This window comes from Micromonospora sp. NPDC047187 (assembly GCF_040643355.1).
GTDB lineage: Bacteria > Actinomycetota > Actinomycetes > Mycobacteriales > Micromonosporaceae > Micromonospora > Micromonospora salmantinae.
The window spans coordinates 137,022-151,717 of the sequence record NZ_JBEYUF010000015.1 but is presented as its reverse complement, the minus strand read 5'-3'; the positions used below and the strand labels follow the sequence as shown (position 1 = coordinate 151,717).

General features: G+C 72.2%; 11 protein-coding genes. All 11 read left to right on the top strand.

Translation table 11 applies throughout. From position 1 onward, the window contains the following. Positions 1-15 precede the first annotated feature (15 nt). The 11 genes from ABZ794_RS22985 to sepF all read left to right on the top strand — a co-directional run bounded on the left by ABZ794_RS22985 (position 16) and on the right by sepF (position 14,682). The gene (locus ABZ794_RS22985) at positions 16-2,244 is read left to right on the top strand and encodes a penicillin-binding protein 2 (protein WP_357517445.1); all 2,229 of its coding nucleotides are present in this window, start codon (positions 16-18) and stop codon (positions 2,242-2,244) included. A gap of 52 nt (positions 2,245-2,296) precedes the next feature. Then, positions 2,297-3,859 carry a UDP-N-acetylmuramoyl-L-alanyl-D-glutamate--2,6-diaminopimelate ligase gene (locus ABZ794_RS22980; protein ID WP_210785712.1) on the top strand — a complete coding sequence of 521 codons (1,563 nt, stop codon included), beginning with the start codon at positions 2,297-2,299 and terminating at the stop codon, positions 3,857-3,859. Then, positions 3,856-5,253 carry a UDP-N-acetylmuramoyl-tripeptide--D-alanyl-D-alanine ligase gene (gene murF / locus ABZ794_RS22975; protein WP_210785711.1) on the top strand — a complete coding sequence of 466 codons (1,398 nt, stop codon included), beginning with the start codon at positions 3,856-3,858 and terminating at the stop codon, positions 5,251-5,253. Before ABZ794_RS22980 ends, murF begins: the two co-directional genes overlap by 4 nt. Next, complete coding sequence (gene mraY / locus ABZ794_RS22970; protein WP_030334519.1) at positions 5,250-6,374, top strand: phospho-N-acetylmuramoyl-pentapeptide-transferase; 1,125 nt, start codon at positions 5,250-5,252, stop codon at positions 6,372-6,374. Before murF ends, mraY begins: the two co-directional genes overlap by 4 nt. A gap of 374 nt (positions 6,375-6,748) precedes the next feature. Beyond that, positions 6,749-8,200 (top strand): putative peptidoglycan glycosyltransferase FtsW, encoded by a 1,452-nt coding sequence (locus ABZ794_RS22965; protein ID WP_307850643.1) that lies wholly within the window; start codon positions 6,749-6,751, stop codon positions 8,198-8,200. Further along, positions 8,200-9,306 (top strand): undecaprenyldiphospho-muramoylpentapeptide beta-N-acetylglucosaminyltransferase, encoded by a 1,107-nt coding sequence (murG, locus tag ABZ794_RS22960; RefSeq protein ID WP_210785710.1) that lies wholly within the window; start codon positions 8,200-8,202, stop codon positions 9,304-9,306. The genes ABZ794_RS22965 and murG overlap by 1 nt, the downstream gene beginning before the upstream one ends. Then, a complete protein-coding gene (gene murC / locus ABZ794_RS22955; protein WP_238690630.1) occupies positions 9,303-10,868 on the top strand; it encodes a UDP-N-acetylmuramate--L-alanine ligase in 1,566 nt (521 codons plus the stop codon). Before murG ends, murC begins: the two co-directional genes overlap by 4 nt. Beyond that, on the top strand, positions 10,865-11,683 hold the full coding sequence (locus tag ABZ794_RS22950; RefSeq protein ID WP_238690631.1) for an FtsQ-type POTRA domain-containing protein: 819 nt from the start codon (positions 10,865-10,867) through the stop codon (positions 11,681-11,683). The genes murC and ABZ794_RS22950 overlap by 4 nt, the downstream gene beginning before the upstream one ends. 245 nt (positions 11,684-11,928) lie before the next feature. Next, positions 11,929-13,044, top strand: a complete 1,116-nt coding sequence (gene ftsZ, locus ABZ794_RS22945; protein ID WP_210786209.1) for a cell division protein FtsZ — start codon at positions 11,929-11,931, stop codon at positions 13,042-13,044. Between the two features lie 9 nt (positions 13,045-13,053). Continuing rightward, positions 13,054-13,797 (top strand): YggS family pyridoxal phosphate-dependent enzyme, encoded by a 744-nt coding sequence (locus tag ABZ794_RS22940; RefSeq protein ID WP_210786208.1) that lies wholly within the window; start codon positions 13,054-13,056, stop codon positions 13,795-13,797. Between the two features lie 192 nt (positions 13,798-13,989). Next, entirely contained in the window at positions 13,990-14,682 is a 693-nt protein-coding gene (gene sepF, locus ABZ794_RS22935; RefSeq protein WP_210786207.1) for a cell division protein SepF, read from the top strand. Positions 14,683-14,696: the final 14 nt, after the last annotated feature.

The following is a 14,696-nucleotide window of genomic DNA, read 5'->3' as shown; positions in this document are numbered from 1 at the left end:
CGGGGGGCCACCCCCCTGGGGGCTGGCGGGTGCCGGGACCCACACCGGCCGCCCCCGCCCCCCCGCCCCCCTCGGGGCCCCCGCCGCGGTTCTGCACGTGATGCCGGGCCCGCCGACGGCGAGCCGCGCACCGGCGAGCCGGGCATCGGGGGCATCTCCGGCGCCCGGGCGTACACCCCGAGGGGTCGGACCGTCCGCGAGGAGCACGGCACGCCGGCGCGCGGTCAGGGCGCCGAGCAGCGGCGTACGCCGCGCAGCACCCGGTCCGGTGACCCGTTCCGGCCGGCGTTGCAGGTGCTCGACGGCGGTCGGGCCGCCGCCCGGGCCGGCCGGCGCGACGCTCCGGCGGCCGGACGCGGTGGGGTGGTGCGCACCGTCGCGCCGCGAACCCCCGGTGGCCCGGGTGGGGACGAGCCGCCGCCGCGCCGCCGGACCACGCCACGCGCGCCGCGGCGCACCGACCGACCGGCGGCCCGGCGGCCGTCGCGCAAGCCACGACGCCCGCCGAAGCTTGCCGACTCGCGACTGCGGCTGCGGCTGGGCACCGTGCTCGCCCTGACGCTCTTCGCCACCATCGGGATCCGGCTGATCTTCCTCCAGACTGTCGACGCTCCGGCGTACGCCGGGGGCGGCATCGTCGACCGGCTCCGCACCGTCGAGCTGCCGGCGCCGCGGGGTGCGATCTACGACAGCACCGGCGCGCCGCTGGCCCGCAGTGTCGAGGCGCGGTACGTGTACGCCGATCCGACCGAGGTGGAGGACTCGGCCGCCGTCGCCAAGGCGCTCTCCCCGCTGCTCGGTATCCCGGTGTCGAAGCTGATGGAGCTGATGAAGCCCCGCAAGCTGGAGGACGGTAAGGCGTCCCGATTCGTGTACCTGGCGCGGGGGGTGGAGATCTCGACCGCCAAGCGCGTGCAGGCGCTGGAGCTGTCCGGCATCGGGGTGCACCGCGACGAGCGTCGCGAGGTGCCCGGCGGTGACCTGGCGGCCAACCTGATCGGCTTCACCAGCCAGGACATGGTCGGGTTGGAGGGGCTGGAGGCCCGCTACGACGACGTGCTCGCCGGTCAGGACGGCAAACGGGTGTACGAGGCCGGCCTCGGCGACCTCGCCGCGCCCATACCCGGTGGCTACAGCCGGACCACTCCCGCCAAGCCGGGCAGCTCGCTCGCCCTCACCCTCAACCGTGACCTGCAGTTCCGGACGCAGCAAATTCTCAGCGCGGGCATGGCCCAGGCGCCGGGCGGCACCGGTGCCGCCGTGGTCATCGAGATTCCCTCCGGCGCGGTGCTGGCCCAGGCCAGCAACCCCACCTACGACGCGGCGAAGCCGACGCCCAGCGACCCGGTCGCCCGGGAGGACGCCGCGACCAGCTTCGTGGTGGACCCCGGCTCGGTGCACAAGGCGATCACCTACGGCGCGGCGTTGCAGGAGGGAGTGATCACGCCGGACACCACGCTGCCGATCGCCAACAGCATCAAGAAGGGCGACACCTGGTTCTCCGACACCCATCCGGCCAACGGCAAGCGGATGAGCGTGCCGGGGATGCTCGCCTTCTCGTCGAACGTCGGCACGATCACCATCGCCGACGAACTCGGTCCGGATCGGCTGATCGACTACCAGAAGCGGTTCGGGCTGGGCAAGCCCACCGGCGAGGGGATGCCCGGGGAGGCCAGCGGTCGACTGCTGCCGGCCGACGAGTGGAGCGAGTCCTCGCAGGGGTCGGTGCCGATCGGGCACAGCGTCGACGCCACCCCACTGCAGATGGCCGCCGCGTACGCCGCCATCGCCAACAACGGCACGTACGTGCAGCCGCACCTCGTCAAGGAGGTGATCGGCCCGGACGGCAAGCGCACCCCCGCGCCGGCACCGGTGACCCGCTCGGTGCTCAGCCCGCAGAACGCGGCGGCCCTGCGCACCATGCTGGAGGCGGTCACCACCGTCGACGGCGCCACCGGCGTCACCGCCGCGGTTCCCGGTTACCGGGTCGCCGGCAAGACCGGCACCGGCTGGCGGCTGGTGAACGGCAAGAAGCAGCCCGGCGAGGTGTCCTCGTTCATCGGGATGGCTCCCGCCGAGAACCCCCGGTACGTGATCGCGGTGTTCGTGTATGCGCCCAACGGCGGGGGCGCGGCGATCGCCGGGCCGGCGTTCCGGGACATGATGCAGTTCACTCTGCGTCACTACCGGGTACCGCCCTCCACCGGCGGATCCGCGCCCAAGTTCGTGGTCTATCCGCGCTGAGCAGCAACGGCGGGACATCATCGGTGAGTGCCGACGAACCACCGGGGCGGCTGTGCGGCCGGAACCGGACGACCGGGTAGGGTCTGACGCCGTGCCCGGCAATCCACGTCCACGTACCGTGACCGGAGTCCGGCTCGGTGATCTCGCCGTCCGGCTCGCCGTCGACCTTCCGGCGGACGCCGCCGCGGTGGTCGTCTCCGGGGTCACCCACGCCAGCCAGGAGGTTCGCCCCGGCGACCTGTACGCGGCGCTGCCCGGTGCCCGTCGGCACGGCGCGGAGTTCGCCGCCGCCGCCGTCGAGGCGGGTGCCGTGGCGCTGCTGACCGACAGGGCCGGCGCGGAGTTGGCGGCGGGAACCGGCCTGCCCGCCCTGGTGGTGCCCGACCCGCGCGCCGTGCTCGGCGAGCTGGCCTCGGCCGTGTACGGCGACCCGACCGCCGACCTCACAGTGATCGGGGTGACCGGCACCGCGGGCAAGACGTCCACCGCGTACCTGATCGAGTCGGGGCTGCGGGCCGCCGGGCACACCACCGGGCTGGTCGGGACTGTGGAGACCCGGCTCGGTGATCTGGTGATCGACAGTGTCCGCACCACTCCCGAGGCGACCGACCTGCACGGCATGTTGGCCACCGCTCGCGAGCGTGGGGTCACCGCCGTGGTCATGGAGGTCTCCAGCCACGCGCTGGCCATGGGCCGGGTGGGTGGTGTGCGGTTCGCCGTCGGTGGTTACACCAACTTCGGCTCCGACCACCTGGACTTCCACGCCGACAGCGACGACTACTTCGCGGCGAAGGCCCAGCTCTTCGACGGGCGCTGCGCGGTCGAGGTGCTCAACCACGACGACCCGGCGTTGAAGCCGCTGCTCAAGCCGAGCACTGTCACCTACTCGGCGGCCGGTGAGCAGGGCGCGACCTGGTGGGCCGACGGTGTGGGCGGCGAGGGGTACGCGCAGCGGTTCACCGCGCACGGCCCGAACGGCGTGGCGGTGTCCGCCGGTGTCGCGCTGCCCGGCCGGCACAACGTGGCCAACGCGCTGCTGGCCATCGCCGCACTGGTCGGTGCCGGGGTGGACCCGGTGACCGCGGCGACCGGTGTGGCCGCCTGCGGGGGCGTCCCGGGCCGGCTGGAGTTGGTCGACGTGGCCGCGCCGGTGCGCGGGGTGGTCGACTACGCCCACAAGTCTGACGCGATAGTGGCAGCGCTTGCCGCGCTGCGAGAGTTCAGCGCCGGCCGACTGATCTGTGTGATCGGCGCCGGCGGGGACCGGGATCGGGGCAAGCGGCCGGTGATGGGCGCCGCCGCGGCGGAGGGAGCCGACGTGGTGCTGGTGACCGACGACAACCCGCGCACCGAGGACCCGGGGGAGATTCGCGCCGAGGTGCTGGCCGGGGCGTACCGGGCCGGCACTGCCGCTCGGATCATCGAGGTGGCGGGCCGCCGTGCCGCGATCGACGAGGCGGTGCGGCTGGCCGAGCCGGGCGACGTGATCGCGCTGCTCGGCAAGGGCCACGAGCGCGGCCAGGAGGTGGCGGGCCAGGTGCTCCCGTTCGACGACAGCGTCGAGTTGGCCGAGGCGCTGCGGGCCCGCTTCGGGGACCTGGCGGGTCAGCGGTGATCACGCTGAGCCTGGCCGAGGTGGCCGCGGCGGTCGACGGGCGGCTGGTGGCCGCCGACCCGGCCGCCACCGTCACCGGATCGGTGGAGTTCGACTCGCGCAAGGTGGGGCCCGGTTCGCTCTTCGTGGCCTTCCCGGGGGAGAAGGTCGACGGGCACGACTACGCGGCGACGGCGATCCAGGCCGGCGCGGTGGCGGTGCTCGGCAGCCGAGAGGTGCCCGGGGTGCCGATGGTGCTGGTCGACGACGCCCTGACCGCGATGGGCCGACTGGCCCGCGCGGCGGTGGACCGGCTGACCGGGCTGACCGTGATCGGCGTGACCGGCTCGTCCGGCAAGACCACCACGAAGGACCTGATCGGTCAGCTCACCGCCCGACTCGGGGCCACTGTGGCGCCGCCCGGCTCGTTCAACAACGAGCTGGGGCACCCGTACACCGCGCTGCAGGCCGACCCGGGCACCCGCTACCTGGTGATGGAGAAGGGCGCGCGCGGGGTCGGGCACGTGCGGTACCTGTGCGAGCTGGTGCCGCCAAGGATCTCCGTGGTGCTCAACGTCGGCACCTCGCACATCGGCGAGTTCGGCTCGCAGGACACCATCGCCGTGGCCAAGGGCGAGCTGGTCGAGGCGCTGCCGCCGGACGGGCTGGCCGTGCTGAACGCCGACGATCCCCGGGTGGACGCGATGGCGAGCCGCACGCAGGCCCGGGTGGTCCGCTACGGCGAGGCACCGGATGCCGACGTGCGCGCCGAGGACGTCACGCTCGACGAGCGGGGTCACCCGTCGTACACCCTGGTCACCCCGGAGGGGCGTGCGCCGGTGCGGCTGCGGCTGGCCGGCCGCCACCAGGTCTGGAACACCCTCGCGGCGGCGGCGGTCGCCCGGGAGCTGGGCATGCCGCTGACCGAGCTGGCCACGGCCCTCGGCGAGCTGGGGCTGGTCTCGACCCGACGGATGGACGTCTTCGACCGCCCCGACGGGGTGACAGTGATCGACGACTCGTACAACGCCAACCCGGCCTCGATGGCGGTCGCGGTGCGGGCGCTGGCCAGCATGGGCCAGGGGCGGCGTACCGTCGCGGTGCTTGGTTACATGGCCGAGCTGGGCCCGTTCGAGTACGACGGCCACGCCGAGGTCGGCCGACTCGCGGCCGAGCTGGGTGTCGACCGGCTGCTCGTGGTGGGTGAGCCGGCCGCGCCGATCCACGAAGGCGCGACAGCGGTAGCGAACTGGGGAGGAGAGTCGGTGCTGCTCACCGATCAGGCGGCGGCCGTCGAGGTGCTGCGGAGCGAGCTACGACCGGGTGACGTCGTCCTGGTCAAGGGTTCCCGGTACCGGACCTGGGAGGTGGCCGACGCCCTGCGCGCCGACGCCGGTGGGGAGTCGACCCGATGAGGGCGGTCATCGTCGCCATCGGGGTGGCCTTCCTCGTATCGCTCTTCTGCACCCCGATCGCGATCAAGGTGTTCACCCGGCTCAAGGCCGGTCAGCCGATCCGGTCCGACGGCCCCGCCATGCACCAGGGCAAGAAGGGCACGCCCACGATGGGTGGCGTGGTCTTCATCCTGGCCACGGTGATCGCGTACGTGGCCGGGCACCTGGCCCTGACCACCCTGCCGGACCAGCAGATCGCCCAGGTGGAGCCGACCATCACCGCGCTGGTGCTGCTGGGGCTGATGGTCTTCTCCGGCGCTGTGGGTTTCCTCGACGACTTCCTCAAGGTGCGCAAGCGCAACAGCGCCGGGCTGAACAAGCGCGGCAAGTTGCTCGGCCAGATCCTGGTCGGTGCGGTCTTCGGGGTGATCGCGCTGTGGTTCCCGAGCACTATGACAAACGGTTCGGGCCTGGCGACAAACACCGAGACGGTGGGCAGCACCACGCTGAGCTTCATCCGGGACATCGACTTCCTGGAGGTCAGCAAGGTCGGCGCGGTGATCATCTTCATCTTCGTGGTGATGGCCGCGACGAACGGCGTCAACCTCACCGACGGCCTGGACGGTCTGGCCACCGGCGCGTCGGTGATGGTGCTCGCCGCGTACGCGCTGATCGCGTTCTGGCAGTACCGCCACTGGTGCGCCGACCCGAACTACACCCAGCCGTACTGCTACGAGGTCCGCGACCCGTTGGAGATCGCGCTGATCGCCGGGGCGGCGGCCGGGGCCTGTGTGGGCTTCCTCTGGTGGAACACCTCCCCGGCGCGGATCTTCATGGGCGACACCGGGGCACTGGGGCTGGGCGGTCTGATCGCCGGCATGGCGATGTCCACCCGCACCATCCTGCTGCTGCCGATCATCGGCGGGCTCTTCGTGATCATCACGATGTCCGTGGTGATCCAGATCATCTCCTTCAAGACCACCGGTAAACGGGTGTTCCGAATGTCTCCGCTCCAGCACCACTTCGAGCTGGCCGGCTGGAGCGAGGTCAACATCGTGGTGCGTTTCTGGATCATCGCCGGCATCGGCGTGGCCATCGCCCTGGGCCTGTTCTACAGCGAGTTCCTCGCCAACATGACCTGATCCGCGGGGCCCGCGCCCCGCGCCCACCCCCTCATCCGTCGATCTTGCACTTTCGGATGGCGGAACGTCCCTTCATGGGTGTTTTGCCGGCACAGAAAGTGCAAGATCGACGCGGGAGGGCGGCGTGGGGACGGGTTCGACACGCCCGGTGGGGCGTTGTGGGGCGGTGGGGCGTGTTCAGCGGTGATGATGTCGGGGTGGGGGAGGACATCGGCACTGAGGGCAGGGCAGGCGGGCGGGCGCGTCGGTCGCCGGGCGCGTCGGGGCGTACGCAGTTGGCCGCCGGGGCACGTGGCCCGGAGCCTGGCGCGGCGGCCCGCGAATCCGGGCCGGGGGCGCGGGAGCCTGGGCCGGCGGGACGCGAGCCGGAGGCCGTGGCGTCGACCCCGCTGCGCGGTATCGACGCGGCCGGCGGGCTCGCCGCGCTGCGCGGCCTGCTGGACCGGCCGCTGACCTCCTACTACCTGCTGCTGTCCTGCGCCGGCCTGCTGCTGCTGATCGGGCTGACAATGGTCTTCTCGGCGACCAGCGTCAAGGACTACGCCGAGGACGGCAACGCCTCGGCCTCGGTGACCAAGCAGGCAATCTTCGCGGTGATCGGCATCGGCGCGTTCTGGGTCTGCCAGCGCCTGCCGGCCAGCACCTACCGGTCGCTGGGCCGGCCGCTGCTGTTCACCTCGATCGGGCTGTTGCTGCTACTCAACCTGCTGCTCGCCTACGCCCGGCTGGCCGATCAGGATTCCGCCCGGATCGGCCCGATCGAGGCGCGGCTGCTCTGGCTGTTCATCGGCGGGATCCAGGTGCAGCCCTCCGAGCTGGCCAAGTTCGCCCTGGTGCTGTGGGGCGCGCACCTCATCGCCCGCAAGGGCGCCTCGCTGGGTTGGTGGAGGGAACTGGCCACCCCGCTCTTCCCGGTGATGGGCCTGCTCTTCGTGCTGGTCGGCTACAACGACGTGGGCACGATGCTCTGCCTGCTGGCCCTGGTGATCGGCCTGCTCTGGGCCGCCGGCGTCCGGATGCGGGTCTTCGGCGCGCTGACGGTGGTCGGTCTGCTCGGCGTCGGTCTGCTCATCGCGGTGGCGTCGCTGGGCGCCGGCTCCGGCGAGCGGGGCGCGGACAACTACCGCCTGGCGCGCCTGACGCTCTTTCTCAACCCACCGCCGCCGGACAAGTGCGGCGACCCCTGCTACCAGTTCTACCAGGGGCGGCTGGCCATCGAGCACGGCGGCTGGTTCGGTGTCGGGCTGGGCAAGGGCAGCCTGAAGTGGGACTGGCTCCCCGAAGCGCACAACGACTTCATCTTCGCGATCATCGCCGAGGAACTGGGCGTGATCGGGTGCGTCGTGGTGCTCAGCCTCTTCGCGGTCCTCGCGTACACCGGTTTCCGGATCGCCCGGCGGGTCGACGACCCGTTCCGCCGGCTCGCCGCCACCGCCGTGACCACCTGGCTGGTCAGCCAGGCCGTGATCAACATCGGTGGGGTGGTGGGGCTGCTGCCGATCACCGGTCTGCCGTTGCCGTTCATCTCCGACGGCGGAAGTGCCCTGGTGGTGACGTTGGCCGGCATCGGCATGCTGGCGTCCTTCGCCCGCGCCGAACCCGATGCGGCCAGAGCACTGCATGCCCGTCCGCCGGCCCGGTGGGTCCGACTACTCTGGGCCCCGTTGCCGCCGCTTCCCGGCCGGCGCCGCCGCCCGGCGACGCCGCCCGCTGGCCGAGGGTCCGTACCCCGGTCCCGCGAGCGGCGCCATGACGATCAGGCCGCGCCGCGCGGGGTCCGACAGGACCGCAGCCGCAAGGGTGCGGCGAGCGAGAGGAGACGCTGATGGGTCCGCTGCGTTCGGTGGTGCTCGCGGGAGGTGGCACCGGGGGGCACGTCTACCCGCTGCTCGCCTTCGCCGACTGCCTGCGCCGACACGACCCGGGCGTCCGGATCACCTGCCTCGGCACACCACGGGGCATGGAGAACGACCTGATCCCGCCGAAGGGCTACGACCTGCGGCAGATCCCGGCGTACCAGCTGCCCCGGTCGGTCAACATGAACCTGGTCCGCACACCGGGCCGGATGTGGACCGCGGCGCGCGCCGCGGGCAAGGTGATCGACGAGGTGCGCGCCGACGTGGTCGTCGGCTTCGGCGGGTACGTCTCGGTGCCGGCCTACCTGGCCGCGTGGCGCCGCGAACTGCCCATGGTGATCCACGAGGTGAACGTGCCACCGGGCGTGGCCAACAAGCTGGGCATGAAGTTCACCAAGAACGTGGCCGTCGGCTTCCCGAACCAGCCGAGCCAGGCCGAGTCGCTGCGGGACGCCACGGTCGTCGGTGTGCCGCTGCGCCGCAGCATCGCCGGTCTGGACCGGTACGCGCTGCGCAACGCCGCCCGCGCCCACTTCGGGCTCCGCCCGGACCTGCCGGTGCTCTTCGTGTCCGGCGGCTCGTCCGGCGCCCGCTCGATCAACCTGGCGGTCTCCGGGGCGGCCAAGGAGCTGGCCCGCAACGGCGTGCAGGTGCTGCACGTGATGGGCGCCCGCAACGAGCCGGTGCCGATCCCCACCGACCTGCCGGTGCCGTACGTGACGCTGCCGTACCTGTCCGAGATGGAGCTGGGCTACGCCGCCGCCGACCTGATGCTGGCCCGGGGCGGGGCGATGACCGTCGCCGAGGTGGCCGCTATCGGGATGCCCACGATCTACGTGCCGTACCCGCACAGCAACCAGGAGCAGCGGCGCAACGCGCTGCCCGTGGTGGAGGCCGGCGGTGGACTGCTGGTCGACGACGCGGAGCTCACCCCGGACTGGCTGGAGCGCACCGTCATCCCCCTCATCCGCGACCCGCAGCGGCTCTACAACATGGGTGCCGCCGCCGGTTCGTACGGCCGGCGTGACGGCGACGAGGCGCTGCGTTCCTTCGTGCTGGCGGCGGTGGCCCGATGACCGCGCAGTTCACCCCGGCCGGCACACTGACCGCCGAGGACCTGGGCGCCGTGCACCTGATCGGAGTGGGCGGGGTGGGCATGCTCGGCGTGGCCCGGCTGCTGCTCACCCGCGGCATCCGGGTCTCCGGCAGCGACCTGCGGGAGTGGCCCTCGCTGGCCGGCCTGCGGGCGCTCGGCGGCACCATCCACCTCAGCCACGAGGTGACCAACCTCGACGGCGTGGACACTGTCGTCTACTCGTCGGCCATTCCCCAGGACCACCTGGAGTTGGTCGAGGCGCGTCGGCGTGGCCTGCGGGTCCTGCACCGTTCGGAGGCGCTCGCCGCGGCGATGACCGGCCGTCGGGCGGTGGCCGTCGCCGGCACGCACGGCAAGACCACCACCACCTCGATGGTGACGATGGTGCTCCAGCAGGCCGGTGTGGACCCGTCCTTCGTGATCGGTGGGGAGATCTCCGAGGTCGGCTCGGGCGCCCACCACGGCACCGGCGAGCACTTCGTGGTCGAGGCGGACGAGAGCGACCGCTCGTTCCTCATCTACCGCCCGTACGTCTCGATCATCACGAACGTCGAGGCGGACCACCTGAACACCTACGGCGACTACGCGACGCTGGAGGCGGCGTTCGTGGAGTTCGCCCGCCTCACCGACCCGGACGGGTTCATCATCACCTGCGCCGACGACCCGGGCGGTCGGCGGTTGGCCGAGAGCCTGCGCTCCGAGGGACGACGGGTGTTCACCTACGGCGAGGCCGCCGACGCCGACCTGCGATTGACCGAGATGGTCTCCTCGGCGCGTGGGGTGCGCTACCTGGCCGCGATCGACGGCCGGTCGCTGGGCGAGTTCCGGCTGCCGGTGCCGGGGCGACACATGGGGCTGAACAGCGCAGCCGCGGTGCTGGCCGCGTACCTGCTGGAACTGCCGCTGGAGGCGGCGGAGGCCGCGCTGGCGGTCTTTCCCGGGGTGCGACGGCGCTTCGAGCGCAAGGGTGTCGCGGACGGCGTGCTGGTCTACGACGAGTACGCCTACCACCCGACCTCGATGACGTTGGCGAACCAGACGTTGCGCGAGGTCGCCGGGGACGGCCGGCTGATCGTCGTCTTCCAGCCGTACCGGCTGTACCGCACCCGCGACAACCAGGCGGAGATCGCAGAGGCGCTGGCCATCGCGGACGAGGTGGTGCTCCTGGAGGTCTTCGGGCCGGGTGAGTTGCGTCAGCCCGGCGAGGGCTCGGCGGCATTGATCGCGGCGGTGGATCTGCCTGCCGACCGCAAGGTCTTCGTGGAGTCGTGGGAGCAGGCCCCGGTCGAGGTGGCCCGCCGCGCCCGCTCCGGGGACGTGGTGGTCACCATGGGTGCCCCGCCGATCTCGCTGATGGGTGACGAGCTGCTGGCCGCCCTGGGTGAGCGTAACGGCGGCTCGGCGCCGACCGCGACCGTCGACCCGGTGGCCACCACCCCGGCGATCGGTGATCCGGTGCCGGGTGGGGCGACGTCCGGCGGCGACGGCGCGGCTCTCGGTGGCACCGCCGTGCCCGGCGGCTCGGCGCCCGCGGCCGGATGAGTCCCGGCCCGGCCCGAGGGCGGACCAGCGCCGCCGACGGTGGCGCACCGCGCCGCGGTCCGGCGCGGCGGTGGCAGTTGGTCCGGGCGGGCCGCGACGCGGTACCGCCCTCGACCCGCCGGTTCATGGCCCGTGCCCGGCAGCGTCGCATGCGTGCGGCGCTGCCGTGGGCGGTGGCGGCCGGGGTGCTCGCACTGGCCGGGCTGGTCGCCTGGACGGTGCTCGGCACCGGGCTGTTCGGTGTGCGGGAGGTACGCGTGGAGGGCGCCGACCTGGTCACGCCGGTGCAGGTGCACGACGCGGTCGGGGTGCCGGACGGGGTGCCGCTGGCCCGGGTGGACCTGACCGCCGCCGCCCGTCGGGTCGGCGCGCTGCCGGCGGTGGAGCGGGCCACGGTCTCCCGGGACTGGCCCGGCGCGCTGGTGGTGCGGGTGACCGAGCGGACCGCTGTGGCGGTGGTGCCGCAGGGCGATGCGTTCGCCCTGATCGATCGGAGCGGGGTGGCGTTCCGGACGGTGGAGCGACGCCCCGCCGATCTGCCACAGGTGACTGTGGCCCGGCCGGCCGCCGACGACCCGGGCACCCGGGCCGCGCTGGAGGTGCTCGTCGCGCTGACGCCGCAGCTGCGCGCGGAGCTGGTGGACGTGAACGTGGCGGGGCTGGCCCGGATCAGCCTGCGGTTGCGCGGCGACCGGACGGTGGTCTGGGGCGACGCGACCCGGGGTACGGACAAGGCTCGGGTGGCGACCGCGCTGCTCGACGAGGACACCGACCGGATCGACGTGAGCGCGCCGGATGTGGTGACCTTTCGTTGACCGGTGAGCGTGCGGGGACGTGACCCGTGGCGCTCCGCGCGGCGACACGCCGCCCGGGTCCTTGGCTCATCGCGCGGTGGCGCTTACGTTGCCTCGAAGAGCTTCAGTGGTTGACATAACTGTAAGCCTCTAGTAGAGGGTTAGGGTTTACCCCTGATCCTCGTTGGTGACAGCTGTCGTCGGCCGCTGGTCTGGCCACGCCGTAACCGGTCGGCCGAAGCCAATCTCGAAGGAAAGGACCGGAGATGACACCTCCGCACAACTACCTGGCGGTCATCAAGGTCGTCGGCATCGGGGGTGGCGGCGTCAACGCCGTCAACCGGATGATCGAGGTTGGGCTCAAGGGCGTCGAGTTCATCGCGATCAACACCGATGCGCAGGCGCTGCTGATGAGCGACGCCGACGTCAAGCTCGACGTCGGCCGGGAGCTGACCCGTGGCCTGGGGGCCGGGGCCAACCCGGACGTCGGGAAGAACGCCGCCGAGGACCACCGCGACGAGATCGAGGAGGTGCTCAAGGGCGCCGACATGGTCTTCGTGACCTGCGGCGAGGGCGGCGGCACCGGCACCGGCGGCGCGCCAGTGGTGGCCAACATCGCCCGCAAGCTCGGCGCACTGACCATCGGCGTGGTGACCCGGCCGTTCTCCTTCGAGGGCAAGCGCCGCCAGGTGCAGGCCGAGACGGGGATAGACGAACTCCGTAACCAGTGCGACACGCTTATCGTCATCCCGAACGACCGGCTGCTGGCCCTGGGCGACCGCAACATCAGCATGATGGACGCGTTCCGCACGGCCGACCAGGTGCTGCTCTCGGGTGTGCAGGGCATCACCGACCTGATCACCACCCCGGGTCTGATCAACCTGGACTTCGCCGACGTCAAGAGCGTGATGAGCGGCGCCGGCAGCGCGTTGATGGGCATCGGCAGCGCCCGCGGCGAGAACCGCGCGGTCGAGGCGGCCGAGGCGGCCATCTCCAGCCCGCTGCTGGAGCAGAGCATGGACGGCGCGCGGGGCGTGCTGCTCTCCATCGCCGGCGGCTCCGACCTGGGCCTGTTCGAGATCAATGACGCCGCCCAGCTGGTCACCGACGCGGCCCACCCGGACGCCAACATCATCTTCGGCGCGGTCATCGACGACGCGCTCGGTGACGAGGTGCGGGTGACTGTCATCGCGGCGGGCTTCGACGGCGGCACGCCCGCGTACAAGGCGGCCGAGCCGACCCGCAAGTCCAACACCAACCAGCCGGCACCGCAGAGCACCCCGGCGCCGGCGCCGGCCACCAACCCGGCTCCGGCCCAGTCGCCGCGTCGGGTGCTCTTCGACGACGTGGACGTTCCCGACTTCCTCAAGAACGGGTCCTGAGCTCCGCCGATGACCGACAGCTCAGCCACGGTACGACCAGATCGGCACGCCGAACTAGCGGCCGGTCTGGCCCAGGTTCGGTCCCGGGTCGACGACGCCTGCGCGCAGGCCGGCCGGAACCCCGCCGAGGTGACCATGATCGCGGTGACGAAGACCTACCCGGCCAGCGACGTGTTGGCGCTGGCCGGGCTCGGGGTGACCGACATGGGGGAGAACCGCGACCAGGAGGCGGCCGGCAAGGCCGCCGAGGTGGCTGCCGCCGGGGTGCGTCCCCGCTGGCACTTCATCGGCCAGTTGCAGCGCAACAAGGCCCGCTCGGTGGTCCGCTACGCCGACGTGGTGCACTCCGTCGACAGTGTCCGGCTGGCCCGGGCGTTGGCCAGCGCGACCGCCGACCGGCCGGAACCGCTCGACGCGCTGGTCCAGGTGAGCATCGACGGCGACGCCTCCCGGGGCGGAGCCCTGCCCGGCTCGGCGGATCTGGGTGCCGGTCTGGAGCCGGTCGCCGAGGCGGTGGCCGACGCACCGGGGATGCGTCTGGTCGGTCTCATGGCGGTCGCCCCGCTGGGGTGGGAGCCCGAGCGGGCGTTCGCCCGGCTCGCGGAGGTCGCCGACGCGTTTCGGGCTGTCCATCCGGGAGCCACCGCGCTGTCCGCCGGTATGAGCGGAGATTTCGAAATCGCGATCCGTTACGGCGCGACACATGTCCGCGTCGGTAGCGCGTTGCTCGGAATGCGTCCCACGCTGCGGTAGCCTGACCGCGAGACAAGCAAATTACATCAGTGTTGTTTCAGGGGCGGGCGTCTCCTAGTCGGGGGTCGTGGTGCGCGACGCGAATCGCGCGCCGGGGGGATTGCCGTTCCGGTCCGATGGGCATGGTTGTCCACTCGCGACGGGCGACATGGCACGGGGGCGCGTGCCGCACGGCGGACGGAAGGGCGCGGGATGGGTGCACTGCGCAAGGCGGGGGTCTGGCTCGGTCTGGTCGAAGAAGACGACGAGCGGGCCTACGACGACGGTGGCTACGAAAAGGGTGGCTACCGCGACTCGCGTTACCGGCAGAGCCGGTACGCCGAGGAGTTCGCCGACGACGACGAGGACGACGCCGAGGAGCCGCCGGCTCCCCGGCCGCGCGACAGTGGGCGGGGTCGACTCTCCGAGCGGTCGAGCGGGCGGTTGAGCGACTCCGAGCGCGGTGACGGTGAGCGGCCGGAGCGGATCGAGCGGTCCAGCGTCCGGTCGATCACCCGGTCGTCGGCGGGCGAGACCTCCGGTGCGCTGACCTACCACACTCGGGACAACCTGGCCCTCGCGCCGCAGGTCACGTCGCGCGAGCGGGCCCTGCCCGAGGAGGAGCAGCGTTACCAGATCACCACGCTGCACCCCACCACCTACCGGGAGGCGCGCACCATCGGTGAGCACTTCCGTGACGGTGTCCCGGTGATCATCAATCTCACCGAGATGGATGAGGCCGATGCCCGCCGTCTGGTTGACTTCGCCGCCGGGCTGGCGTTCGGCCTGCGCGGTACGATCGAGCGCGTGACCAATCGGGTGTTCCTGCTCTCACCGGCTAACGTCCAGGTCACCGCAGAGGACAAAGCCAAGATCGCTGAGGGCGGCTTTTTCAGTCTGAGTTGATCCCGCCCGACCCG

Excerpts from the sequence above, each read along its gene's own strand:
- mraY (WP_030334519.1), top strand. The coding sequence starts at position 5,250 with ATGAGGGCGGTCATCGTCGCCATCGGGGTGGCCTTCCTCGTATCGCTC.
- murG (WP_210785710.1), top strand. The coding sequence starts at position 8,200 with ATGGGTCCGCTGCGTTCGGTGGTGCTCGCGGGAGGTGGCACCGGGGGG.
- murC (WP_238690630.1), top strand. The coding sequence starts at position 9,303 with ATGACCGCGCAGTTCACCCCGGCCGGCACACTGACCGCCGAGGACCTG.
- ABZ794_RS22950 (WP_238690631.1), top strand. The coding sequence starts at position 10,865 with ATGAGTCCCGGCCCGGCCCGAGGGCGGACCAGCGCCGCCGACGGTGGC.
- ftsZ (WP_210786209.1), top strand. The coding sequence starts at position 11,929 with ATGACACCTCCGCACAACTACCTGGCGGTCATCAAGGTCGTCGGCATC.
- ABZ794_RS22940 (WP_210786208.1), top strand. The coding sequence starts at position 13,054 with ATGACCGACAGCTCAGCCACGGTACGACCAGATCGGCACGCCGAACTA.
- sepF (WP_210786207.1), top strand. The coding sequence starts at position 13,990 with ATGGGTGCACTGCGCAAGGCGGGGGTCTGGCTCGGTCTGGTCGAAGAA.